This window comes from Methylobacterium currus, from assembly GCF_003058325.1.
GTDB classification, from domain to species: domain Bacteria; phylum Pseudomonadota; class Alphaproteobacteria; order Rhizobiales; family Beijerinckiaceae; genus Methylobacterium; species Methylobacterium currus.
The window spans coordinates 545,700-570,526 of sequence record NZ_CP028843.1; the positions used below are offsets into that span (position 1 = coordinate 545,700).

Here is a 24,827-nt window from a genome sequence, read left to right on the forward strand (position 1 = left end):
TCCGGCCCATTCCCGGCCCCATGACCGGTGCCGGCTTCTCGCGATCGACCCTCGTTCGCGCGAGCCCGTCCGGGTTGTCCGGTCGCCCCGAGGCCGCCTGTGCCCGGAGCCGGGGTCCGGGCGTGCCCGCGCCGCGGCACCTACGACTCTTGTGACCCAAGGCATCGGCTTTCATGGCGTTTCAGTTCTGGCACTAAGAGCGTCCGATACCGCCGCGCCTTCGAACGGCCACGCTCGAAGGCGCTGGCTAAGCCCGAACGGGCGCCGGCGCCGATGCGCCGGACGCCCTCGCATCGACACGTCGATGCGAGGGCGCGATGGTATGAGACCCCGTTCGATAACGGGACGCCTAAGCAGACTTGCGTTGGCGGTCCAACGCTTCGCCCGCTTAGGCTCTTGTTTTACCGCAGATTTTTATCGCAAAACCGGCCGCCACTTTTGCGAAATCTGCTTAGCGTGACGGTGGGGTGAGCGGCAGGCGTCGCGGGCGTTGGGAGAGTGTCTGACGCTCACCCCAGAGATCCCCCGACGATGGCTGATCGCGAGCGCGCCAGGCCTGACGCCCGCCCGACCAGCGCCGTTCTCGACGCACAGGCTGCCCGCTCGGGCGGCGTCGGCATGGCGGGGGCAAGCGGCGATGATCCGGCCCGGCGTGTGGGTGGGGCGCAAGCGCCACGCGCCGACCGACACAGGACTACCGCCTGCTGGTCGCAGCCGTCTCACCGGCCGACACGAGATGTATTTGCTGGTCGAAAGTGCGATTCTCTGCACAAATCATCGCACCCAGCGGCTTGCGCTGAGCGGTTCGATCAAGATTTGCGCGACCCGCATGATGAATTATGCTGCCCGCGAACTCGCGCGACCTGCCAGGTCGGCCGACCAGTATGTCGAGGCAACGGCGACGGCGGCAACAGACGCGTGATATGCCGGTTTCCGATGCCGTCAGGCTGACGATGTTGACGAGCCTTGGCCGATATTCCGACCGGTGCCGGACGCCGCACCCGGCGGTCCGCGTTGCCGTCAGCCCGACACATGGAGACACGGTCCCTCGGCGCCAGGTCCGTCAGCGCCAGGTCCGTCAGCGCCAGGTCCGTCAGCGCCATGTCCCTCAGCGCCCCGTCCAACGCGGCGGGCGCTTGCCCAAAAAGGCCTCCATCCCCTCGCGGAAATCCGCGCTGGTGTAGCATTGCAGGATCAGGTCGTCCCCGGCCTCGGACGGCGCCTCGTCGCGCACCCGGCGCAGTCCCTCCTTGGTGGCGGCGAGCGTCAGCGGGGCGTGGCCGGCGACCAGGCGGGCGAGGTCGGTCGCCCGCTCGGCGAGGGCGGCCGCATCCTCCACCACCTCGCTCACCAGACCGATCGCCCGCGCCTCCTCGGCCTCGATCAGGCGGGCGGTGAAGATCATCTCCTTCACCCGGGCGGCGCCGACCAGCGCCGAGAGCCGGCGCAGGTTGGCGACCGAGAGGCAATTGCCGAGGGTGCGGGCGATCGGGAAGCCGAAGCGGGCATCCCGCGTGGCGAGGCGCAGATCGCAGGACGCGGCGATGGCCGCTCCGCCGCCGGTGCAGGCCCCGGCGACCGCCGCGATGGTCGGCTTGGCGCAGCGTTCGAGGGCGCCGAGCACCCGGTCCATGAAGCGCTCGTAGCCGAGCGCGTCCTCGGGCGTGGAGAAGGCGCGGAACTGCGCGATGTCGGTGCCGGCCGCGAAGGCGCGCCCGCCGGCCCCCTGGATCACCACCGCGCGGATCGCCGGGTCGGCGTCGATCGCTTGGGCAAGGCCGTGCAGGCGCTCGTACATCGCGAAGGTCAGGGCGTTGCGCGCCTGCGGCCGGTTGAGGGTGATGCGGGCGATGCCCTCGGCATCGACCTCGTAGAGCAATTCGTCGGTGTCGGTCATGGCGGCAGGTCCGTGCAGCGGATGACCGACCCTAGCCTCCGCATCCCGTCCCGTCTCCCGGCGATCCATCGCCCTGCGACGAACGCGAGCGCTTCTGTTGGCGTTAATGCGCGACTCGATCGTGAGGGAGACGACGCGTGAGCAAGCAGGCCAAATCCGAGGCGGGCGACCACGAGGACACCTATCAGGCCTTCCGCAAGGCGGTGAACATGGCCCCGGGCGAGCTGGAGACGTGGCTCGACACCGAGGAGAGCCAGTCGGTTGGTTGGAGCGACGGCGCCAAGAAGGAGAGCGCCAAGGGCGGCGAATCGGTCGGCCACCATCAGGGGCGGCGGATCGTCGAGATCAAGCATACCAAGAAGGCGGACCTCACGGACGACGATTACGCCGACATGCGCAAGGTCGTGGCTTACGTGAACCGCCACCTCGCCCAGGGCGGGCCGAAGGAGGACGTGAAGACGTCGCGCTGGCGCTACTCCCTCATGAACTGGGGCCACGATCCGCTCAAAGATTGAGGCAGTTCCACCGCCGCGACATGGTGGCGCGGGCGGGGGCGCAAGTTTCTCCCGCCGCGCCGTCCCGTCGAGAACTGTTTCTGCCGCGAGACCCATTGGCGAAACGAACCATGCTCCGGCCCCAGTTCGGCCCGGATCTTGCTGACCCTTGCGGGTACCTCAACGTCTTCGCATCGCCACGGCGATGTGGCTGAGTGGGGTCAAGGACAAGAGGGCCGGGCCCAACGAGGCTCGAGCCCGGCAGGTCGTGGGGGACCGGAATGGCGGGAGCGGGTGTGCGGCGGGGCCGGGCATGGACTGGCTCTTGGACTGGCTCTTGGACTGGCTCTTGGTCTGGCGCCCGGACCGGCGCTGGTGTCGTGCTGGCGTGCCTCGGGCTCGCCGGGATGGCGGGCGCCCTCACCCCGGCCTTCGGGGGATTGTCGCGCAGCCTCGAAGCGGTGCTCGACACCGCCCCCGACGGTCCGCCGGCCCGCGTCATCCTCGGCCCCGGCAGGCGCGACGTGCGGCTGTGGGGCGACCTCAACGACGGCACCGCCGCGCGCCTGCGCCAGCTGCTCGACGCGAATCCGGGCGTGACGCGGCTGCACCTCACCAGCGACGGCGGCCTCGTCGACGAAGGCGTGGCGATCGGCGAGCTCGTCGCCGAGCGGGGGCTGTCCACCTACGTTCCGGATTACTGCGTCTCGGCCTGCACGCTGGCCTTCGTGCGCGGGCGCGAGCGGCTGATCGTGGCCGATAGTCGGCTCGGCTTCCACGCCCCCTACGAGCCCGGGCTGTTCGGGCAGATGATCCCGGTCGATGCGAGCGACGAGCGCGGCCGCTACCTCGCCGCGGGCCTGGAGCCCGCCTTCGTCGACCACGCCCTCGCCACGCCCTCCCGCGACGTCTGGATCCCCGATCCGGCCCGCCTGCGGGCCGCCGGGGTCGTCACCCGGGTGGTCGGGCCGGGCGACCTGCCGGATTCGACCCTCGACGACGACGATTCGCTGAGCGGTGCCCGGTCGGCCGTGCTCCGGGCCGTCGACCTCCTCGCCGCCTTCGCGGAGAGCCGGCCGGGGGTGCTCGACGGCATCGCCGCTCGCTATCGCGAGGCCTACCGGCAGGGGCGCAGCGAGAGCGACGGCCTCGACCTGATCCGGGCCGAGGCGGTGGATGCGCTGCGGACGGCCTTCGCGGGCGCCGACGGCGCGACCCTCGCGGCCCTCGGCCGTCTCGTCCTCGACGCCATGGCGGCGAGCGGAAGCGAACAGACCTGCCGCAGCATCGGCCGGGACGGCGACCTCCTGGCCGCCGCCGAGACGCTGCCCGGCCGCCGCGGCGCGGGCGGCGTCGCGCGGCTGCGGGCCCTCCTCGGCCGGGCGCTTGCCGGGCCGGCGCCGGTCGTGTCCACCGCGGCGCAGCCGGCTCCTGCCCACCCCCTCGGCTGCGCCGACCTGCGCCGCCGCCTCGCCGAGGCCCTGGCCCGGGGCGATGCCCTGCGGCTGCGGGAAGCCCTGCTCGGCCGCAGCGCCCGGCGGCTGGAGGCCTCGGCCTTGCCGGGCGAGCCGTAGAACCGGCCTCTCCCCGCGACTGATCGGCTCATGGCCCGGATGCGGCGGTCGTCGCCGCTGCCGCGCCGGGCGATCGGCCTAGATCCGGGTCATGCCCTCCTTCCCACGCATGACCCGCGACGCCGGCCTCGACGCGCTCTCCGCCTTCCTCGCCGGCTCCGGGGCGGATTACGCCGCCGCCCGCAACACCGATCGGGGCCGGGCCGCCGCGCCGACCACCTCGGCGCTGTCGCCCTTCCTGCGACGCCGGCTCCTGACCGAGGAGGAGGTCGCCCGCGCGGGCCTGCGCGCCTTCGGTGAGCGCGGCGCGGAGAAGTTCGTCTCCGAGGTCTTCTGGCGCAGCTACTTCAAGGGCCATCTCGAGACCCATCCCGAGGCGTGGGCGCGCTACCGCGCCGGGCGCGACGCCGCGCGCCACCGCCTCGCCGCGGAGCCGGGCCTGCGCCGGACCTATGAGCGGGCGATCGCGGGACGGACCGGGATCGACGGCTTCGACGATTGGGCGGCGCAACTTGTCGAGGAGAACTGGCTGCACAACCACGCCCGGATGTGGTTCGCCTCGATCTGGATCTTCACCTTGCGCCTGCCGTGGGAGCTCGGCGCGGCGTTCTTCCTGCGCCATCTCCTCGATGGCGACCCGGCGAGCAACACCCTGTCCTGGCGCTGGGTCGCGGGCCTGCACACGCGGGGCAAGCCCTATCTCGCGCGGCGCGCCAACATCCGGGAGTTCACCGAGGGGCGCCACGATCCCGCCGGCCTCGACGAGGGGGCCGCCTCCCTGGAGGAGGCGATGCCGCCCCGGGAGGGGCCGCTGGCCCCGGCCGATCCGGTGCCCGCGGGCCCGGTCGCCCTGCTCCTCCACCTCGACGACCTGAACCCTGAGAGCCTGCCCCTCGGCGAGGCCCGGGTGATGCGGGTGGGCGGCCTGATCGCCTCGGCCGATGAGGCGGCGGACCCGGTGCGCGCGGCGGATGCGGCGGCGATGGCGGATGCCCTCGCCCGGGCGGGCGCGCATTTCGGCTGCCCGGCCGGGCCCGTGCAGGATGGCTGGGCCGGGGAGTTGCCGGTAGTGACGCCTTGGGCCCCGGTCGGCCCCTCGGCGGACGCCCTTCCGGCGGGCTGCCTGCGGATCCGGCGGGTCTGGGACGAGCGGGCCTGGCCGCTGTCGAACCGGGGCTATTCGCGCCTGCGCAGTGCGATTTCGAAGGTGATGGCGTCCTGACGGTGCCGGCGACCGGCATTCATCCGGTAAAATCCCGCCGACCCGACATCGCGGGATCCCCTCTCCCGTAAGGGAGAGGGGACTTTTATCGCAGAACCTGGATCAGAGGACCTGGATCACAGGGACGGCGATCCGCTCACGCGGCCTTCGTCATTCCTGCCTCGTTGCGCTTCACGTCGTAGCGGTCGAGCATCATCAGCTTGTGCCAGACCTTGACGAAGTCGCGCACGAACCGCTCCTGCCCGTCGCGCCCGGCATAGATCTCGACGACGGCCCGGAGCTGCGCGTTCGCGCCGAAGACGAGGTCGCAGCGCGTCGCCGTGAACGTCGTCGCTCCGGTCTGCCGGTCGTCGAGGGTGAAGCTCGTGCCGGCGGCGTTCGCCTTCTTCCACTCGTAGTCCATGCTGGTGAGCACGGTGAAGAAGTCGTTGGTCAGGACGCCGACGCGATCGGTGAAGACGCCGTCGCGTCCGCCGTCGTGGTTCAGGTTGAGCGCACGCAGGCCGCCGGTCAGCACCACCCATTCGGGGGCGGTGAGGGCGAGCAGGTTGGCCTTGTCGAGGAAGACCTGCTCGGGGGCGACGCGTCCTCCCGTGATCTCGGCGAAGGACGGATCGACGTAGTTGCGGAAGCCGTCGACGATGGGCTTCAGCCACTCGAAGCTCTCCGCGTCGGTCAGCTCCGGGGTCGTGTCCATCCGGCCCGGGACGAACGGCACCTCCACGGCGGCGCCGGCCGCCTTCGCCGCCTGCTCCACCGCCGCGCAGCCGGCCAGCACGATGAGGTCGGCGAGCGAGACCTTCTTGCCGCCGGACGCCTTGCCGTTGAAGCCCGCCATGATGCCGCGCAGGGCCTCGATCACCGGCAGGGCGCGCCGGTTGACGGTCCAGCCGGATTGCGGCGCCAGTGCCAGGCGGGCGCCATTGGCGCCGCCGCGCTTGTCGCTGTTGCGGTAGGTGGCGACCGACGAGAAGGCCGTGAAGGCGAGGTCGGACACCGACAGGCCGGTGCCGAGGATCTCCGCCTTCAGGGCGGCGATGTCGGCTTCGTCCACCAGCGGGTGATCGACCGGCGGGATCGGGTCCTGCCACAGCAGGTCGTCCTCGATCCTGGCTTCCGGACCGACATAGCGCTCCTTCGGGCCCATGTCGCGGTGGGTGAGCTTGTACCACGCCTTCGAGAATTGCAGCGTGAAGTAGTCGAAGTCGGACAGGAACTTCTCGCAGATCGCGCGGTAGACCGGGTCGGTCTTGAGCGCGATGTCGCTGGTCATCATCATCAGCGGGTGCGACTTGCCCGGGATGTGGGCGTCGGGCGTCCGGGGTGCGTCCGGATCGGTCGGCGTCCATTGCAGGGCGCCGGCGGGGCTGCGCGTCTGCTTCCACTCGTACTTGAACAGGTTCTCGAGGTAGCTGTTGTCCCAGGTCGTCGGGTCGGGCGACCACGAGCCCTCGATCCCGTTGGTCATCGTGTACTCGGCGAAGCCCGTGCCCTTCGGGTTGTGCCAGCCGAGGCCCATCGCTTCCATCGGGGCGATCTCCGGCGGCGGACCGACCTCGTCAGCCTTGACCATGCCGTGGCTCTTGCCGAAGGCGTGGCCGCCGGCGATCAGCGCGACGGTTTCCTCGTCGTTCATCGCCATGCGGGTAAAGGTGATGCGGATGTCGCGGGCCGAGCCCATCGGGTCGCCGTTGGCGTAGGGCCCCTCCGGGTTGACGTAGATCAGCGCCTGGTGCGACGCCGCGAGCGGGTTCTCGAGGTCGTAATCGGCTTCGCCGTTCTGGCCACGCCAGCGTTTGTCGCGGGTCACCATGCTGTCGAAGGCCTCGACATTGGTCGGGTCCCATTGCTCGGGGCCCCAATAGGTCGCGTTGTCGGCTTCCCAGGCATCCTCGCGGCCGCCGGCGAAGCCATAGGTCGGGAAGTTCATGATCTCGAGGGCGCAGGTGCCGGTCAGCACCATCAGGTCGGCCCAGGACAGGGCGCTGCCGTATTTCTGCTTGATCGGCCAGAGCAGGCGGCGGGACTTGTCGGTGTTGCCGTTGTCCCACCAGCTGCTGATCGGCGCGAAGCGCTGCAGGCCCTGGCCGGCGCCGCCGCGCCCGTCGGCGATGCGGTAGGTGCCGGCCGAGTGCCAGGCCATGCGGATCATCTGCGGGCCGTAATTGCCGTAATCGGACGGCCACCACGAGACCGAGCTGGTCAGGAACTGCTTGATGTCGCTCTTGAGCTGCTCGTAATCCAGCGACGCGAAGGCCGCCCGATAGTCGAAGTCGGATCCGAGCGGGTTCGCCTGCGGCCCGTTCTGATGCAGCATCTCGACGCGCAGGCGGTCGGGATACCAGTTCTCGAGCGTGGGCGGCGTGGTGAAGGCGCCGCCGACGCGGTCGCCGCCGAAGGGGCACTTGCCCGACAGGACGTCAGTATAGGTTTCCACGTCGTCGATCCTTCTGTGCCGACCGCGAGCCGCGACGGAGGTTGGCAAGCATGCGGCTGCGCGCGACGCGCTGCTCAGACAGCGTCCGCGATCCCAAAGGGCGCACTATACTCATGCCGAGTATCAGGATGGGGTCGCAGGGTCTGGCTGTGGACGGGTCCGACCACGGCGCCGACTTGATGACCGACCCTTCATCCCCGACTCGACACGAACATACGGTGCGCTGACGCAGATAGGCGCCGCTTCCGTTGCGGCCACTAAATTCGCGTTCACCGCGTCATGCGGCCTCGGGGCGGTTGGGGGCGCGCGGAGTTCGGGATCTCGAATCCGCCGGCCTCGCGGAAGGTCGCCGCTGCGCCGGCGTCAGCCTCCACGATGCGACGACGGAGGAGCGGGTGCTGCGATGCGAGAGGGCGCACCCCATGACGATGACCCGCATGGTACGCGACGGCGGCATGGGGTCCGCCGGCATCGGACTCTCCCCGCCGCAGCGTGATCTTGCCGCAGCGTGATCTCAAGGTGCAGGCGATCGACGATCGCCCTCGACCGCAGGCAGCCCCTTGAACGACGGCTCGGTGGATCGCTGCAGTTTCCGGAAGCCCCCTTCCGGATCGAGCGATCCTTGTGATCGCTACCAGCTTGGAACGGCGCCGGGGGGGTGAGCATCGTGGCTCCGACGATGAGCCCCACCCTGGGTGGCCATCCCGCCTGGGGCGGTCGGCCGAGGGATCGTCAGCGCCTCCGCCGCAGGGCTGCTCGGGGTGAGGCTCCGGGTGGGATGACCCGGCGCCGCCGATCAGCCAATGCTGCGTGAACCGTGGATGATGCTAAAGATTTCACAGGTCTTCATAACAGGTCTTCATGGGGCAGTTGTTCGGCGCCACTTCGTAGTGAAGCGATCACCGTCGCTCGACAGCGCGTAAGGCCCATGAAAAGCTGGCGTCCGTCTTGCTGGCGTCCGTCTTGCTGGCGTCCGTCTTGCTGGCGTCCGTCTTGCTGGCGTCCGTCTTGGAAGCCCCGAATGACCGGTCTTTCCGACTTCAGGGCCGACCGCGCAGAGCGTCCTCGGCGCGGGCCTCGGCACAGGGTGCCGGTGACAGGCGCGCCGCCGCGCGCCGCGTCGTGTTCAGTGGATCGATTGATCCTTGCGCTCGTTCTGGGCGAGCGAGGCCTCGTAGCTCTCGGCCTGAGCACGGGTCAGACCGCTGATGAGCACGAGGGTGCCGCGGTAAACCGTGTAGGTGCCGTCCTGGGTAGGCTTGACGCGAATGACCTGGGACATGCGCTGGCTCCCTTGCGCGAATCACGACTGATTTTCTTGGATTTGAACGTGACGTTAACGAATCGGCGGGGTCGCGCAAGAGGGGGAACCGCGAAACCGCCGGCTTCTCGACACGATCTTGACCAAAGTACCAGCCGGCCAAGGAAGTGAGCCGCGCCGTCTCCTGGTACCGAGACGGTACAATGCCGACCCGATCCGGAATCGGTCGTGGCGGCTCAGGATCTCAACACAGGTGCCGCAGGAAGGTGAGGCGCCGTCGGGCTCAGGACGGCGAGCGGACGCTGGAGACGTGGACCGTCGGCGCGGTCTGGGCGGACGGCGCCAGGATCGGAGCCTTGCCGGGCAGGGTCCACCAGCCGACTGCCGAGTGTACCGCCAGCGTGAGGCAGAGCAGGACCAGCATCGAGACGGCGTGGCGGGTCATGCTCGGCTCCACCGGGGCCGGGGCGGGCTCGCGCGGCGAGGGCGAGGTGCAGTCCAGCGGCTCGGGCTCCAGCGGGAGGAGCGAGGCGTAGTAACCGGCGGGCTGGCCGGTCGGACGGTGGAAGGGTCCAATGTTGAACATCGGCGTCTCCTGTCGAGGCCCCTGCGACGGAGGGCTATCGGAACCGCCCAAAGTTAACAGCTGCTGAACGAGACGCTAGCCCTGATCACGAAACCGTGAACGACGGGGTTCGTACACCGCCCGTTCAGGTTCCGAGCCAGGATGATGCGGGCGCCGTCTCCCCTCAAGACCGCCCTTCGGATGGACCAGCGAACAGGTTCGGATGCCGCAGGCGCAGGGTCTGTGTGAGGCAGAGCGTCTTCATGTCGGCGATCTCGCCCCGGTCGGCCATCGCGGCGAGGTCCGGCAGCGCCACCTCCACCGCCTCGATGCTCTCATGCTCCTCCGCCAGGCCGCCGCCGCTCCCCTCGCGGTCGGCGGCCCGATAGGGAGCGAGGAAGAGGTCCATCCGCTCGGTCGAGAGGCCCGGCAGCGACCAGGCCCGTCCGGCGGGTTCGAGCACCGACAGACGCAGGCCCACCTCCTCGAAGGCCTCGCGCCGGGCGCACGTTTCCGGGTCGTCCTCCTCGCGCAGGCCCGCGGGTGCCTCCAGCACCGAGGCAGTGCCATCGACGAAGCAGGGCGGCGTGCGGAACTGCCGCACCAGCAGGGCGACCCGGCGCTCGGGATCGTAGGGCAGCACGGCCACGGCGGGCCCATGGTCCTCGACCTCGCGGCCGATCCGGCTGCCGTCTGGCATCTGCACCTCGGCGACGAGATAGCGCGCCCAGCCCTCGTAGACCGTGCGCGTGCCCGTGATGCGGGGCTGAGTGTCGTCTCGGCTCACGCAAACCTCTCCTCAGCATCGTCGCGCCCGGCGCCGCGACGGATCTCGAAGATCAGGACGCCGTCGTCGCGGAGCATCCGGTCGAGATGGTCGCCGCGCTCGCGCAGCAGGTTCGGGATGTCGATGGCGGCCATTGGGTCGGTGCAGCGCACCGACAGGCCCTCGCCCGGAGCGAGGCCGCGCAGGGCCTTGGCGGTGCGCAGGACCGGCAGAGGGCATTTGAGCCCGCGCAGGTCGAGGTCGTGGTGTCGCATGGTCGCTCGGTTGGAACTCGCCGTCGACCGGTTGAGCATATCCGGCGCGCACGAGAAAGCCCGGCGCGGGGGCGTCCCGCGCCGGGCTTCCGTCAGTTCAGGCGGTCCCGCCGATCAGTAGCCGTAGCCGTAATAACCGCCATAGGCCGGGTAGCTGTAGCCGTAGGCCGGATAGCCGTAGCCGTAGCCATAGCCGCCGACCGGGGCGTAGCCGCCGCCGTAATAGCCGCCATAGGCCGGGTAGCCGTAGCCGTAGGACGACGCCGAGCCCGCCGCGATGGCGCCCCCGATGATGCCCAAGGCCGCACCGGCCGCGAGCGCGCCGCCGGCGCCGATGCCGCGACGGTAGCCGTAGCCGCGATAGCCGCGGTAGCCGCCGCCGTAATAGCCGCCGCCGCGCCAGCGCACCTGGTCGACGGTCGCGCCCGAGCCGGCGATGGCCGCCGAGGTGGCGGCCGGCAGCGGGGCGGCCTGCGCCCCGACGGTGCCGGCGGTCAGGGCGGCAGCGGCGCCGGCCGCGAGGGCGAGAGTGGTGATGCGCGACATGAAGATGTCTCCGATCGTGTGAGGACGATGTCCCGTAGGCCTCAAGAACGGCCAAGGACCGGCCTCTGTTCCAAGATTCGGCGCGAATTGACGGACCGTCAATCGGTAGCGGCTACGCTTGTGCTGCGCCGGGTGCGTGGTCGCACACGGCTCGATTGTGCGGCGCGGTCAGATAAGCTTGAGCATTCGCCGGAATGCCGCTGTCGCCGTTCGCGCGACCAAGGGATCGGCCGGGGCGGATGCGATAGCCCGGGCGCCTTGCCGGCCGGCCTCTCGATCGATCCTCCGCCCTCGGCCGAAGCCGCCCTGCGGTCGCGGGCGACGGAGGGAGGAGCTGGGAGCCGGCCCGCGGGACGAACGGATCGTCAGAACGCGCAGGCCGCGAAGGCCGGATCGACCGAGCGGTTCCACGGCCCGTCATAGAGCGCGAGCAGGTCCTCGGCCCGGGTCCGCGAGGCGGCGATGGCCTGGAGCGGGGCGAGGTAGAGCGTCTCGTCGCGCCCCTGCGCGTCGCGGCGGGCCCGCGCCCGCAGGCCCGATTCGGACAGCGCGAGCGCGTCGCGGGCGAGCTCCCGCAGGCGCCGCTTGCCGGCCGGCGCGTCGAGGCCGAGGCGCGGCACCTCGGCCCGCATCGTCTCGCGCTCCTCCGCCGTCAACTCGCGCACCAGCTGCCAGGCGCCGTCGAGGGCGGCGGGATCGTAGTAGAGCCCGGCCCAGAACGCCGACTGCGCGGCGATCATGTTGGCGTCGCCGACATCGGCGCCGCGCATCTCGAGGAAGCGCTTCAGCCGCACCTCCGGGAAGGCGGTCGAGGCGTGGTTGGCCCAGTCGGAGACGGTGGCGCGCTCGCCCGGCAGGGTGGCGAGCCGCCCCTCCATCAGGTCGCGGAACGAGGCGCCGCTGACGTCGTGATAGGTCTCGCCGCGCTTGACGAAATACATCGGCATGTCGAGGAGCCAGTCCGCATAGGCCTCGTAGCCGAAGCCGTCGTCGAACGCGAAAGGCAGCATGCCGGTGCGGTCGCGGTCGGTGTCGCGCCAGATCTCGGAGCGCCGGGACAGGAAGCCGTTCGGCTTGCCGTCGGTGAAGGGCGAGTTGGCGAAGAGCGCCGTCGCCACCGGCTGCAGCGCCAGGCCGACCCGCATCTTCGTCACCATGTCGGCCTCGGACGAGAAGTCGAGGTTCACCTGCACGGTGGCGGTCCGCAGCATCATGTCGAGGCCGAGCGACCCGACCTTGGGCATGTAGCCCTTCATGATGCGGTAGCGGCTCTTGGGCATTACGGGCGTCTCTTCCCGCGTCCATTTCGGGCTCATGCCGAGGGTGAGGAAGCCGATGCCGAGGGGGTCGGCCGCTTGGCGCACCGCGTCGAGATGCTGGCTCAGCTCGTGGGCGGTGGCGTGGACGTCGGGCAGGGGGGCGCCCGAGAGCTCGAACTGGCCGCCAGGCTCGAGCGAGATCGCCCCGCCGCCCTCGGTGGCGGACAGGCCGATCACCCGGCCCGCATCCTCGATCGTCTCCCAGCCGGTGATCGCCCGCAGGCCGTCCAGCAGGGCCGAGATGCCCCGCTCGCCGTCGTAGGGCACCGGCGAGAGGTCGGCGCGGTAGAACGGGACCTTCTCATGCTCGGTGCCGATGGCGAAGGCGTCGTGCGGCTTCTCGCCGGCCGCGAACCACTCGATCAGCTCGGACCGCGCGTCGAGCGGGGTCGCGTCGGACACGTCGCGCGCCATGCGCCACCTCGTGCTTAGAACGAAAACGATGACTCCCGGCGGGCCGGCGACCCACCGTCAAGGTTGCGCCTAGATAGGCCGTGGACGATCGAGCCGCAACGCGGTCGCCCCATACCCCGGAGATCCATGTCGCTGGATCATGGTTCCCGGCCGAGCCCGGCCCCGTCAACCAACCGTTCACCACATCGACCGGATCCGGCGCGGACCCCCTTTGACACGGAACAAAACAAGAACAAACATACACCCGACGAAAGGGGACAGACCATGAACATACGCAAGATCCTCCTCGCTGTCACGGAGGTCGCCTCGATGGGCCTGCTCACCGGCGCGATCGCCCTGTGGGCGGTGGCGCTCTCGCCGATGCATTGACGGGCGGCCGTTGCGGCGCGGCCACGGCCAGGGCGGTTCCATCGATTCTGCGGTGGAGCGGCGGTGATTCAGGGGTGACTCCTCAAGCTCTGCCGGGAATCCTGGCGCGCTCACGAGGAGCGAGTCGCCTTGCAGATCCTGAAGCCCGTCGGCTACGTCCACCTGCACGTCCACTCCTCCTACTCGCTGCTCGAGGGCGCGCTGAAGATCGGCGACCTCGTGAAGGCCGCGGGCGCCGACCGGCAGCCGGCGCTGGCGCTCACCGACACCAACAACCTGTTCGGGGCGCTCGAATTCTCCGAGAAGGCGGCCGGCTCCGGCATCCAGCCGATCGCCGGGATCCAGCTGAGCGTCGCCTTCGAGCCGCCGGAGGCCGGGGCGAAGCTCAACGCCGCGCATCCGCACATCGTGCTGCTCGCCAAGGACGAGACCGGCTACGGCCACCTCCTGCGCCTGGCGAGCCGGGCCTATTTCGACAACGCCCTCGGCGAGGTGCCGCGGGTCTCCGTTCAGGCGCTCACCGAATGCGCGGGCGGCCTGATCGCGCTCACCGGCGGCATGGGCGGTCCCATCGATGCCGCCTTGCGCGCCGGCCGGGCCGAGCTGGCGCTGGCCCGGCTCGAGACCCTGAAGGCGGCCTTCGGCGAGGACCGCCTCTATGTCGAGCTGCAGCGCCACGGCCTGCCCGACGAGCGCGCCGTCGAGGGCGAGCTGATCCGCCTCGCCGATCGCCACGGCCTCTCGCTGGTGGCGACGAACGAGCCCTACTTCGCCAAGCCCGAGGATTACGAGGCGCACGACGCGCTGCTGGCCGTGGCGGAGGGCCGCCTCGTCTCCGACGACAAGCGCCGGCGCCTGACCCCGCGCCACGCCTTCAAGACCCGGGCCGAGATGGCCGACCTGTTCCGCGACCTGCCCGACGCGCTCCAGGCGACCGTCGAGATCGCGATGCGCTGCGCCTACCGGGCGCGCACCCGCAAGCCCATCCTGCCGAGCTTCGGCGCGCCGAGCCTCACCACCCCGTCGCAGGGCACGCCGGAGGGCGCCGCCGTGCAGGCGCAGGTCGCTGCCGCGACGACGGCTGTGGCGCAGGCCATCGCCCCCGACGAGGCGGCCGAGCTGCGCCGTCAGGCGGAAGAAGGTCTGACCGAGCGCCTGCGCCAGCACGGCCCGGCGGAAGGCCTGACGGAGAAGGATTACCGCGACCGGCTCGAATACGAGATCCGCGTCATCACCAACATGAAGTTCCCGGGCTACTTCCTGATCGTCTCGGACTTCATCAAGTGGGCCAAGGAGCACGACATTCCGGTCGGGCCGGGCCGCGGCTCGGGCGCCGGCTCCCTCGTCGCGTGGTCGCTCCTCATCACCGACCTCGACCCGATCCGCTTCGGCCTGCTGTTCGAGCGCTTCCTCAATCCCGAGCGCGTCTCGATGCCGGATTTCGACATCGATTTCTGCGTCGAGGGCCGCGAGCGGGTGATCCGCTACGTGCAGGAGCGCTACGGCGAGGGCCAGGTCGGGCAGATCATCACCTTCGGCACGCTGCTCGCCCGCGGCGTGCTGCGCGACGTCGGCCGGGTGCTGGAGATGCCCTACGGCCAGGTCGACAAGCTGACGAAGCTGGTGCCGCAGAACCCGGCCAACCCCGTGACCCTGGCCCAGGCGATCGAGGGCGAGCCGAAGCTCCAGAGCGCGATCGAGGAGGAGCCGGTCGTCGCCCGCCTGATGAGCATCGCCAGGAAGCTCGAAGGCCTGCACCGCCACGCCTCGACCCACGCCGCCGGCGTGGTGATCGGCGACCGGCCGCTCGAAGAGCTGGTGCCGCTCTACCGCGATCCGAAGACCGGGATGCGGGTGACCCAGTTCAACATGAAGTGGGTCGAGCAGGCAGGGCTGGTGAAGTTCGACTTCCTCGGCCTCAAGACCCTGACGGTCCTGCGCGCCGCGACCGACCTGCTGAAGCTGCGCGGCATCGAGGTCGACCTACCCTCGCTGCCGATCGATAACCAGCTCACCTACGAGCGCCTGCGCAAGGGCGAGACGGTCGGCGTGTTCCAGGTGGAATCGGCCGGCATGCGCAAGGCGCTGGTCGAGATGTGCGCCGACCGCTTCGAGGACATCATCGCCCTGGTGGCGCTCTACCGCCCGGGCCCGATGGCCAACATCCCGGTCTATTGCGAGCGCAAGCTCGGCCGCGACGCCGGCAACGAGAAGAACTGGTACCCGCACGAAAAGCTGGAGCCGATCCTCGCCGAGACCTTCGGCATCATCGTCTACCAGGAACAGGTGATGGAGGTGGCCAAGGTCCTGGCCGGCTACTCGCTCGGCGACGCCGATCTCCTGCGCCGCGCCATGGGCAAGAAGATCAAGGCGGAGATGGACGCCCAGCGCGACCGCTTCGTGAAGGGTGCGGTCGAGCGCGGCCTCGACAAGGGCAAGGCCAACGAGATCTTCGACCTGTTGGCCAAGTTCGCCGATTACGGCTTCAACAAGTCGCACGCCGCGGCCTACGCGCTGATCACCTACCAGACAGCCTACCTGAAGGCGAATTACCCGGTCGAGTTCCTGGCCGCCTCGATGTCGCTCGACATCGACAACACCGACAAGCTCGCCGAACTGCGCCAGGACGCGCAGCGCCTGAACATCAAGGTCGAGCCGCCGAACGTGAACCGCTCCGGCGTCACCTTCGAGGTGCATGACGGCGCGATCCGCTACGCGCTCGCCGCCATCAAGGGCGTCGGCCGCTCCGCCGTCGAGGCGATCGTGCAGGCCCGCGGCGAGACGCCGTTCCGCGACCTCGGCGACTTCGCCCGGCGCCTCAACCCGAAGCTCGTCAACAAGCGCACCCTGGAGAGCCTGGTGGCGGCCGGCGCCCTCGACGCGATCGAGCCCGACCGGGCCAAGGCCTTCGCCGCCGTCGAGCCGATGATGCGGCTCGCCCAGGGCGCGGCCGAGGCCGAGACCGTCGGCATGGTGGACATGTTCGGCGGCGTCGCGGCGGCCGAGGTGTCGTTGCGCATCCCCGCCCACGAGCCCTGGCCGATGGCCGACCGGCTCAAGCGCGAATACGACGCGGTCGGCTTCTTCCTCTCGGGCCACCCCCTCGACGAGTACGGCGACCTCCTGACGAAGCTCCGGGTCCAGACCTGGGCCGAGTTCTGCCGCTCGGTCCGCGCCGGCACCTCCACGGTCGGCCGGGTCGCGGCGAGCGTGCTCGACCGCTCCGAGCGGCGCACCAAGACCGGCAACAAGCTCGGCATCGTGACCCTCTCCGACCAGACCGGCCATTTCGAGGCGATCATCTTCTCGGAAGGGCTCCAGCACTACCGCGACATGCTGGAGCCCGGCGCCGCCCTTGTGCTCCAGCTCCAGGCCAGCACCGAGGGCGAGGACGTGCGCGCCCGCATCCAGACCTGCGAACCCCTCGACCAGGCCGCTTCCCGCCACCAGAAGGGCATGCGGATCTACCTGCGCGACGAGCGCCCGATCTCCAGCGTGCAGCAGCGGTTGCAGGTGCGCGGGGAGGGGGAGGTGTCGTTGATCCTGATCCTCGACGGGGGTGAGCGGGAGGTCGAGGTGAAGCTCGGGGGCAAGTACCAGGCGACGCCGCAGATCGCGGGGGCGCTCCGGGCGGTGCCCGGGGTGGTGCAGGTGGAGGTGAGTTGAGGGGAGGGCGCCCCGGGATCCCGGGGCGGCCCATCAGCCGCGGCGATGCTCTGCCTCCTCACCTTCGCGCCCGGCCGGCGGACCAGCGGCCTGACGCGCGATGGCGGAACTCGCGACGGCGGCCATCACGCTCCCGTCGATCCATCGCCGCGGGGCGTCCGGCGCGCCGGACGCGACGCGAGGCGCTGCGGCCGCTCCGGGCCCCGTGGCGCTGTGTCTCCGGACCACGTGTCCGGTTCTCCCGCTCACGACGGCCGGACGCTGCACCGCAGTGGAGGCCCTGACCGCAAGGTGCGACGGTGCGATTCGACTGTTAAATTTTGAGAGTGTTGCCGTTAATTTATGATGATATTTTCAATTTTTGAATCGGGGGTGCGCCGATGCCACCGGAATACAAGACATGGCCTGAAATCGAAAGCATGGTCATTGCGCATATTCGCGAGCAGCCTATAGGTAAAAAATTGATCAAGTTTGAGCTTTTATACGAAAGCGCCGGCTCAGAACCGCTTGGATTTGACGTAGAAACAATAAATATGTCAGGCACGGAACATGCCGTCCTCGCGAAATATATCGCACTTTTCATTGAAAATCTTGAGAAGTCATATCATATATTGCCATAGTCTATAAATAGAAATCAAAAGAGATCGGGCCGATGTTCGGCCTGCGGTTTCCGGGCACCGCCACGTGATCGCTGCTGCGGCTGTGCCGCATGGTCCGCGATGAACCGACATCCATGTCGTCGGACAAGGCGCCAGCTCGGGTGGCGCCTCGACGAGACGGTCATGACACGTCTCGGCTCGGCATCAGGCTCGGCGTTCGATGGTGGTCGAGGTCCTGCCGGCTCAAGCGGCAGACCGCAGGGCGCCCAGCCGCGCCTTCTCCGCCGCGATGTGGTGAGCCAGACGCGTGGCGAGCGTGACCACCGTCAGGGTCGGGCTCGCCTGGCCCGAGCGCGGCAGGACGGCGGCGCTGGCGACGTACAGGTTGGGCGTGTCGAACACCCGCAGGTTGCGGTCGACGACGCCGCGTTCCGGCGTGTCGGCCATCCGGGCGGTGCCGATCTGGTGCGTGCCGTGGCCGAACAACCGCATCACGGCCTCGACGTTCTGCTCCGCCGGTTGACGGTAGTCGAGACGGCCGAATCCGGTTCGGGCGAGCCAGCCCGCGAACAGGTCGTGGGCCCGCACCACCGCGCGGGCGTCGTTCTCGTGCACCCGGTAATCGATGTGCAGCCGCGGCAGCCCGGTCGCGTCGATCCGGTCGTCGAGCCGCACGCGGCTTTCGGCCCAGGGCGACTGCTCGGAATGGTAGGACAGGCCGTAGCGCCAGCCGGGATTGCGCACGAACAAGCCGGGCAGCCGCGTCGCGGCACCGTAGCGCTGCCAGACCACCCGCGCGCCCGCGACCACCGCCGCCGGCAGATCGCGGCCGACATTGCGCAGATGCGGCCATCGCGCGACGGCCTTCGGCACGTGCCGCACCCGCAGGGCTTCCGGCAGCAAGGCGCGGCCGACGGGATCGAAGGACAGGACCAGGAAGGCCAGCGACAGGAGCGCGTTGCCGTGGCCGGCATCGGCCATTCTCGGGATGACCGGCCAGAACGCCACGTTGAGGAGGTTGTGCTCGGCCTGCAGGGCCGGGCTCGGCACGAAGCGACGGCGCACGTACCAGCCCTGGTCGTCGCGCGCGAAGGCGAAGGCGGTGTCGAGGGCTTCCGACGCGAAGGTGATGTCGGCGATCTCGCCGATCACGTGGCCCATGTAGTGGCGCCCGAGCGGCCCGTCGGGCCCACCGAACATCTGTGGCCGGCGCCGCTGCAGGCTGAGCAGGAGGCGCGTGGTCTCGAGGCCGCCGGCCGCCACCACGAGCCGCGTGACCGGCACCGTCCTGCGCTCGCCGGAGGGCCGCACCACCACCACCGCGCGGGCCGCGCCGCCCTCGTCGAACAGCACGTCGACTACGGTCGCGTGCAGCCGGATGTCGATGTCCGGGTCGGCGGCGAGGGTGTCGGCGTGGGACACCTGCACCCGGGGCCGTCCGCTCCAGCGCTCGAGGCTCTCGAACGTGAAGGCGTCGTCGTTGGCGCGGATGCCGGGGAGGGGGGCCTCGAAGACCGGCTCGCCGCAGGAGACGACGCGGCAGGCGGTCGGCAGGAAGGGGGCGAGATCCGCGAGGGTGATCGGCCAGTCGGGCATGCCGGGCCGAGGGCGGAAGTCGACGGGATCGAAGGGCAGGCAACGCCCGCCCCACAGGTTCGAGGTGCCGCCGAAGCGGCGCGCCACGGCAATGGTCATGTCGTCGTGGCGGGCCGGATCCGCGAGCTCGGCCCCGGACAGGTCTTGGATGGGCCGCTCGGCTTGCAGCCCGCCCGATTCCAGCACCAGGGCGGAAAGGCCGAGCCGCCGCAACTCCAGGGCGAGAGACAGGCCGGCCGGTCCAGACCCGATGATACAGACGTCGTGACGCGACTGCTCCAGTCCTTCACAATGATCGATAATCATGACCGCTGCTCCGGCAATGATGAGTGTGTCGCCATCCAGCGGACAGCTAGACAAAGAAAACGATTTTGAAATTTCATCAAATTCAGATTTGGTGAAACTTAGCTATGTTAGGAATCTTTTGGCGCGGAAGAAGACAGCAAATACCACTTTAGTTCAGAGATTCATCCTAATTTGGTAATTGATTTAAAATGTGCATATCTAATTTGTTGTATTTTTTTTAGTTGAAAAGCGGTTCTCCATCACGGGAAGACTGATAAGTCGAAGCTGGATGAGATGTTCCGGAGCCTCGTGGGCCCGGAGGATCCCGTGCTCGGCCGGGGCGTCGCGTTCGCAGGGATCGCTTCGTCTTTTTCCAGGCGGGCCGGCGGCAGGACGGTCCACGGCATCTGCCGGACGATGACGGTATCCCGGTCCGAGGAGGCGAGGCCGACCGAGACGATCATGCGGCGCATTCCGGATCCGCGAACGGGATTTGCGGCGTGGGAGCGACCATCTGCGGACGTTCGCGATCCACTCGGAGCGGTCATGCGCCCGCGGCAGGTCCCTCCATGATCGAGAAGAAACCTCTGTCGGTCATTGCATGATGAACGCAATGATTCCGCTGCTTCCTGGTCGAGGCAGCCGGATTCGACTATCGGTCTCCTACGGCCGATGAGGCGACAGAACCTAGCTCACCTCTCTCAACCCCAACCACCCCGCCAAAACCCCCAGCTCCCCCTCCAACCCCTGTCGCGCACCCTCCGGCGCCCCCTTCTCCCAATGCACCGCATGCACGACAAGCCGCGACCCCGCCCGGTCCGCCTTGAGGTCCACCCGCCCCACCAGTTCCTCCCCCAGCAGGAACGGCAGCACGTAATAGCCATGCTGCCGCTTGGCCGCCGGGGTGTAGATCTCGATACGATAGCGGAAGCCGAACAGGCGCTCGGTGCGGGCGCGCTCCCACACCAGGGGGTCGAAGGGCGCGAGCAGCGCCCGGGCGTTGACGCGGCGGGGGGACTTCGCGTCGCGGTGGAGGTAGGCGGGGGGCCAGCCGGGCACGTCCGCCGGGAGCAGGGTGCCGTCCTCGACGAGCCGCGCGATGGCCACCGCGGCATCGGACGCGTCGAGGCGGAAATAGTCGCGCAGTTCCGCGACTGTCGCGATCCCGAGCGCCCGGGCGGAGAGGGCGACGAGCTGGGCTTGCGCCTCCGCCTCCGGCACGTCCGGAAGGTTCAGGATGTCCGGCGGGATCACCCGCTCGGTGAGGTCGTAGACGCGCTCGAAGCTGCGCCGTCTCGTCGCGGTGGTGACGTGGCCGGCGTAGAACAGCCATTCGAGCATCCGCTTGGGCTCGCTCCACTCCCACCAGCCGGCCCGGCCGGTCTGGACGTCGGAGGCCGCCAGCGGGCCCTCGTCGCGCAGGCGCGCGAGCAACGCCATCGCCTCCGCCCGACGCTCGCCGGCAAAGACCCGCATCCCGGTATAGCCGGCCTGGCCCTGGTCGGCCCGGGCCATGCGCCAGCGCAGCAGCGGGTGGAGGGAGAGCGGCAGCAGCGAGCACTCATGCGCCCAGTACTCGAACAGCCGCCGGTCGCGCCGCGGGCCCCAGGCCCTCCGGTCGAGGAGGGTCGTGTCGTAGGCGCCGAGCCGCGAGAAGGCCGGCAGGTAGTGGGCCCGCACCAGGACGTTGACGCTGTCGATCTGATGCAGGCCGAGCCGGTCGATCGTGCCGGCGAGGTGGCGGTGCCCCGCCAAGGCCGGCCGTGCGGCATGGAACCCTTGAGCCGCCAGGGCGACCCGGCGAGCTTCGAGAGGCGTCAGCCGCACGATCCCCACGGGGTCAGATCTTCCGTACGGCCCCGTGGGCGGCGCTGGTGGTCATGCTGGCGAAGGCCCGGAGCGCCGCGCTCACCCGGCGCTTCCGCGGTACGGCAGGCTGCCAGCCCTTGGCCGTTTGAGCGGCGCGACGGCTTTCGATCTCGGCCGGATCGACCGCGAGGTGGATGCGCCGGTTCGGGATGTCGATCTCGATCCGGTCGCCCTGCTCGACGAGGCCGATGAGCCCGCCCTCGGCGGCTTCCGGCGAGACGTGGCCGATCGAGAGGCCCGAGGAGCCGCCCGAGAAGCGCCCGTCGGTGACGAGGGCGCAGGCCTTCCCCAGCCCCTTCGACTTCAGGTAGCTCGTCGGATAGAGCATCTCCTGCATGCCGGGGCCGCCGCGGGGGCCCTCGTAGCGGATCAGCACCACCTCGCCGGCCTGGACCTTGCCGCCGAGAATCCCCTCGACCGCCGCGTCCTGGCTCTCGAAGACGTGGGCCGGGCCGGAGAAGGTGAGGATGCTGGCATCGACGCCGGCGGTCTTCACGATGCAGCCGTCCTCGGCGAGGTTGCCGTAGAGCACCGCGAGGCCGCCATCCTGCGAGTAGGCGTGGGCGGCATCGCGCACCACGCCCGCCTCCCGGTCGAGGTCGAGCTCGTCGAAGCGCGAGGCTTGGGAGAACGCGACCTGGGTCGGCACGCCGCCGGGCGCCGCGCGATAGAACTCGCGCACGCTCTCGCTGCCGGTCTGGCGCACATCCCAGCGCGCCAGGGCGTCCTTGAGCGTGCCGGCGGCGACGTTGCCGACGGACGTGTCGATGAGCCCCGCCCGGTCGAGCTCGCCGAGGATCGCCATGATGCCGCCGGCGCGGTGCACGTCCTCCATGTGGACGTTGGCGACGGCCGGCGCGACTTTGCACAGGACCGGCACCCGGCGCGACAGCCGGTCGATATCGGCCATGGTGAAGGGCACCTCGCCCTCGTAGGCGGCGGCGAGCAGGTGCAGCACCGTGTTGGTCGAGCCGCCCATGGCGATGTCGAGGGTCATGGCGTTCTCGAACGCCGTCATCGAGGCGATCGCGCGGGGCAGCACCGAGGCGTCGTCCTGCTCGTAGTGGCGCTTCGCGAGGTCGACGATCAGGTGGCCGGCCTCGACGAAGAGGCGCTTGCGGTCGGCGTGCGTCGCCAGCACCGAGCCGTTGCCGGGCAGCGACAGGCCCAACGCCTCGGTGAGGCAGTTCATCGAGTTGGCGGTGAACATGCCCGAGCACGAGCCGCAGGTCGGGCAGGCCGAGCGCTCGATCACCTGCACGTCCGCGTCGGTGACGCGGTCGTCGGCGGCGGCGATCATCGCGTCGACGAGGTCGACCTTCTTGATCCCGGTCGAGAGATGGACCTTGCCGGCCTCCATCGGCCCGCCGGAGACGAAGACCACCGGGATGTTGAGGCGGAGCGCCGCCATCAGCATGCCGGGAGTGATCTTGTCGCAATTCGAGATGCACACCATGGCGTCGGCGCAATGCGCGTTGACCATGTACTCGACCGAATCGGCGATCAGGTCGCGGGACGGCAGCGAGTAGAGCATGCCATCATGGCCCATCGCGATGCCGTCATCGACCGCGATGGTGTTGAACTCCTTGGCGACGCCGCCCGCCGCCTCGATCTCCCGCGCGACGAGCTGGCCGAGGTCTTTCAGGTGGACGTGGCCGGGCACGAATTGCGTGAACGAGTTCACCACCGCGATGATCGGCTTGCCGAAATCGGCGTCCTTCATGCCGGTGGCGCGCCACAGGCCGCGGGCGCCGGCCATGTTGCGGCCGTGGGTGGTGGTGCGGGAGCGATAGGCGGGCATTGGAACTCTTCGAAAGGCTGCCACGGCGTCATGCCGCCGCGACCCTGCCCGCCGCAAGTCCCCTGAATGCAGGACGCCCCCCGATGCAGGGCTGGCCTGCGGCCGCCGCTACTTCGAGCAGCCGATGCAGATGCCCTTCATGATCTGGTCCTCGCGCTTCTCCTCCTGGCGGTTGCGCGGGGTGACGGTGCCGGTCGCGTCCGGTCCGAGGGCGCCTGGCTTCGGCACGGTCTGTCCGGTCCCGGTGGTGTTGGGCGCCCGGATCGTCGAGGCCGGACCGCCGCCGGTGCCGGTCTCGCTCACCGAATCTAGCGCGAGGGCGGGGAGGGGGGCGAGGAGCCCGAGGGCGAGGAGGGAAGCGAGGAGGGGGCGGGCGGGCATGGGGGTCGTCCTTCGCGACGCGGTGAAGCTTTCGTCCGGAGTCGACGCGGCGCGGCCGGCGAAGTTCCCTGAGCCCTGCTCACGCTCCGCCCGAGGTGATCGGCCGTCGGCCGGAGCGGGTCCACAAGCCTTCGGCGACGGCCTGCGCCTCGCGCACGATCGCCGGCCCGTCCGCGGTCGTCAGGACGCCGTCCTCGATCACGATGCGCCCGTCCACCACGACCGTGCCGACATCCATGCCGGTGGCCCCGTAGACCAGGAGGCCGTACCCGTCGATCAGCGGCGCCATGCTCGGCGCGTCGGTGTTCATGACCAGGATGTCGGCCCGCCGCCCGACCGTCAGCGCCCCGACCTCCGCCCCCAGCCCGAGGCGGCGCGCGCCGTTCCCCGTCGCCCAGGCGAGTGCCGTACGGGCGTCGAGCACCGGCGCGCCGCGGCGGATCCGCTGCATCGCCACCCCCCAGCGCATCGCCTCGAACAGGTCGCCCGAGAAGGTGTCGGTGCACAGGGTGATCTCGACGCCGGCCTCGGCGAGGTCGAGGGCCGGGGCGATGCGCCCGGTCTTGGCGTTCCCGAGCGGCGTGTAGGCCATGGCGGCCCCGGCCCGCGCGAGCCGGGCGATGTCCCGCGCCTTGATGTGGATGCAGTGGGCGGCCAGGAGGGCGGGGGTGAGAAGGCCGGCCTCCTCCAACGCCTGCGGCGGCGTCAGGCCGGAGCGCGCCCGCACCTGCTCCACCTCGACCGGGCTCTGGCACAGATGCGTGTGGACGTTGCCGCCATGGGCGGCGGCGAGGCCCGCCACCTCCGCCAGGCAGGCGTCGGAGCAGGTGTCGGGGGCGTGGGGCGCCCAGTCGCAGCGGATGCGCCCGCCGTCGTGCCCGTCCCATGCGGCGATCAGGTCGGCGTTCTCCCGGATGGTCTCGCGGGCGAGCGCCGGGTCGTAGACGTAGCGGCGCTGTGTCAGCGCCTCCGGGTCGGCGTCGTGCACCCGGCCGGCGACGATCGCCCGCGTGCCGAGCTCGGCATGGGCGCGGGCGAGAGCCTGGGGGTAGCGGTAGAAGTCGACGATCGTGGTGCAGCCGTGGCGCAGCATCTCGTAGACGCCGAGCCGCGCCAGGGCTTCCGCCTCGCCCTCGGTCAGGCGGTGCCCCTGCGGGATGCCGGCGGTGAACATCGGCGCGAAGCCGAGATCCTCGATCATCCCGCGGGTGATCATCAGCGGCGTATGGTTGTGGCTGTTGACCAGCCCCGGCATCAGCAGGCGCCCGTCGCAAGCCAGCGTCCGGGCCGGCCGGAACCGCGCCGCGAGGGCGGCGCGGGGCCCGATGGCGACGATCCGCCGGTCGCGCACCGCGATCGCGCCGTCGGCGAGGGTCGTGTCGGCCTCGTCCAGCGTCAGGATCGTGCCGCCGAGGAGGAGGAGGTCGCAGGCCTCCGGCTCCCCGGCCCGGGTCGCATCCCCTGTCGACCTCGTCGTCGAATCTCGCATCC

The 24,827-nt window shown here is 70.0% G+C and carries 19 protein-coding genes and 1 pseudogene; 7 read left to right on the plus strand and 13 right to left on the minus strand.

Going from position 1 to position 24,827, the window contains the following annotated elements; all coding sequences use genetic code 11:
• Positions 1 to 528 precede the first annotated feature (528 nt).
• Together DA075_RS36995 and DA075_RS36345 are read left to right on the plus strand one after the other, a co-directional pair.
• A pseudogene (locus tag DA075_RS36995) lies at positions 529 to 731 on the plus strand (IS5/IS1182 family transposase); the annotation flags it as partial.
• A 5-nt stretch (positions 732 to 736) separates the two neighbouring features.
• Complete coding sequence (locus DA075_RS36345; protein ID WP_164712193.1) at positions 737 to 922, plus strand: hypothetical protein; 186 nt, start codon at positions 737 to 739, stop codon at positions 920 to 922.
• 186 nt (positions 923 to 1,108) lie between these two features.
• Here the strand turns inward: DA075_RS36345 and DA075_RS02545 are convergent, their stop codons facing one another.
• The gene (locus DA075_RS02545; RefSeq protein WP_099951865.1) at positions 1,109 to 1,897 is read right to left on the minus strand and encodes an enoyl-CoA hydratase; all 789 of its coding nucleotides are present in this window, start codon (positions 1,895 to 1,897) and stop codon (positions 1,109 to 1,111) included.
• Positions 1,898 to 2,034: 137 nt separating this feature from the next.
• Here DA075_RS02545 and DA075_RS02550 point away from each other — a divergent pair, with 137 nt between their 5' ends.
• The 3 genes from DA075_RS02550 (at position 2,035) to DA075_RS02560 (ending at position 5,187) form a co-directional block, all read left to right on the plus strand.
• Positions 2,035 to 2,412, plus strand: a complete 378-nt coding sequence (locus tag DA075_RS02550) for a DUF3140 domain-containing protein (RefSeq protein ID WP_269153900.1) — start codon at positions 2,035 to 2,037, stop codon at positions 2,410 to 2,412.
• 359 nt (positions 2,413 to 2,771) lie between these two features.
• On the plus strand, positions 2,772 to 3,965 hold the full coding sequence (locus DA075_RS02555; RefSeq protein ID WP_099951866.1) for a COG3904 family protein: 1,194 nt from the start codon (positions 2,772 to 2,774) through the stop codon (positions 3,963 to 3,965).
• 91 nt (positions 3,966 to 4,056) lie between these two features.
• On the plus strand, positions 4,057 to 5,187 hold the full coding sequence (locus DA075_RS02560; protein ID WP_244936488.1) for an FAD-binding domain-containing protein: 1,131 nt from the start codon (positions 4,057 to 4,059) through the stop codon (positions 5,185 to 5,187).
• 136 nt (positions 5,188 to 5,323) lie between these two features.
• On the opposite strand, the gene katG is transcribed toward DA075_RS02560, so the two are convergent.
• From katG to DA075_RS02590, 7 genes are all read right to left on the minus strand, one after another.
• Positions 5,324 to 7,624 carry a catalase/peroxidase HPI gene (gene katG, locus DA075_RS02565; RefSeq protein WP_099951868.1) on the minus strand — a complete coding sequence of 767 codons (2,301 nt, stop codon included), beginning with the start codon at positions 7,622 to 7,624 and terminating at the stop codon, positions 5,324 to 5,326.
• Between the two features lie 1,126 nt (positions 7,625 to 8,750).
• Positions 8,751 to 8,906, minus strand: a complete 156-nt coding sequence (locus DA075_RS36350; RefSeq protein WP_164712194.1) for a hypothetical protein — start codon at positions 8,904 to 8,906, stop codon at positions 8,751 to 8,753.
• Positions 8,907 to 9,168: 262 nt separating this feature from the next.
• A complete protein-coding gene (locus DA075_RS02570) occupies positions 9,169 to 9,471 on the minus strand; it encodes a hypothetical protein (RefSeq protein ID WP_099951869.1) in 303 nt (100 codons plus the stop codon).
• 163 nt (positions 9,472 to 9,634) lie between these two features.
• On the minus strand, positions 9,635 to 10,237 hold the full coding sequence (locus DA075_RS02575; RefSeq protein ID WP_244936489.1) for an NUDIX domain-containing protein: 603 nt from the start codon (positions 10,235 to 10,237) through the stop codon (positions 9,635 to 9,637).
• Positions 10,234 to 10,491 (minus strand): sulfurtransferase TusA family protein, encoded by a 258-nt coding sequence (locus DA075_RS02580; RefSeq protein ID WP_099951870.1) that lies wholly within the window; start codon positions 10,489 to 10,491, stop codon positions 10,234 to 10,236. Before DA075_RS02580 ends, DA075_RS02575 begins: the two co-directional genes overlap by 4 nt.
• 114 nt (positions 10,492 to 10,605) lie before the next feature.
• Positions 10,606 to 11,037 carry a hypothetical protein gene (locus DA075_RS02585; protein WP_099951871.1) on the minus strand — a complete coding sequence of 144 codons (432 nt, stop codon included), beginning with the start codon at positions 11,035 to 11,037 and terminating at the stop codon, positions 10,606 to 10,608.
• Between the two features lie 365 nt (positions 11,038 to 11,402).
• The gene (locus tag DA075_RS02590) at positions 11,403 to 12,770 is read right to left on the minus strand and encodes a glutamate--cysteine ligase (protein WP_099951872.1); all 1,368 of its coding nucleotides are present in this window, start codon (positions 12,768 to 12,770) and stop codon (positions 11,403 to 11,405) included.
• 498 nt (positions 12,771 to 13,268) lie between these two features.
• On the opposite strand from DA075_RS02590, the gene dnaE reads away from it, so the two are divergent.
• On the plus strand, positions 13,269 to 16,805 hold the full coding sequence (dnaE, locus tag DA075_RS02595; protein WP_099951873.1) for a DNA polymerase III subunit alpha: 3,537 nt from the start codon (positions 13,269 to 13,271) through the stop codon (positions 16,803 to 16,805).
• Between the two features lie 380 nt (positions 16,806 to 17,185).
• Entirely contained in the window at positions 17,186 to 17,425 is a 240-nt protein-coding gene (locus tag DA075_RS35705; RefSeq protein ID WP_123834113.1) for a hypothetical protein, read from the plus strand.
• A 222-nt stretch (positions 17,426 to 17,647) separates the two neighbouring features.
• Here the strand turns inward: DA075_RS35705 and DA075_RS02600 are convergent, their stop codons facing one another.
• The 5 genes from DA075_RS02600 to DA075_RS02625 all read right to left on the minus strand — a co-directional run bounded on the left by DA075_RS02600 (position 17,648) and on the right by DA075_RS02625 (position 24,825).
• Positions 17,648 to 19,306: a GMC oxidoreductase gene (locus DA075_RS02600; protein ID WP_108394312.1), complete on the minus strand. Its 1,659-nt coding sequence runs from the start codon at positions 19,304 to 19,306 to the stop codon at positions 17,648 to 17,650.
• 666 nt (positions 19,307 to 19,972) lie between these two features.
• Entirely contained in the window at positions 19,973 to 21,112 is a 1,140-nt protein-coding gene (locus DA075_RS02610) for a winged helix-turn-helix domain-containing protein (RefSeq protein WP_276330925.1), read from the minus strand.
• Between the two features lie 13 nt (positions 21,113 to 21,125).
• On the minus strand, positions 21,126 to 22,955 hold the full coding sequence (gene ilvD / locus DA075_RS02615) for a dihydroxy-acid dehydratase (protein WP_099951877.1): 1,830 nt from the start codon (positions 22,953 to 22,955) through the stop codon (positions 21,126 to 21,128).
• 108 nt (positions 22,956 to 23,063) lie between these two features.
• Entirely contained in the window at positions 23,064 to 23,336 is a 273-nt protein-coding gene (locus tag DA075_RS02620) for a hypothetical protein (RefSeq protein WP_099951878.1), read from the minus strand.
• A 79-nt stretch (positions 23,337 to 23,415) separates the two neighbouring features.
• On the minus strand, positions 23,416 to 24,825 hold the full coding sequence (locus tag DA075_RS02625; RefSeq protein WP_099951879.1) for an amidohydrolase family protein: 1,410 nt from the start codon (positions 24,823 to 24,825) through the stop codon (positions 23,416 to 23,418).
• Positions 24,826 to 24,827: the final 2 nt, after the last annotated feature.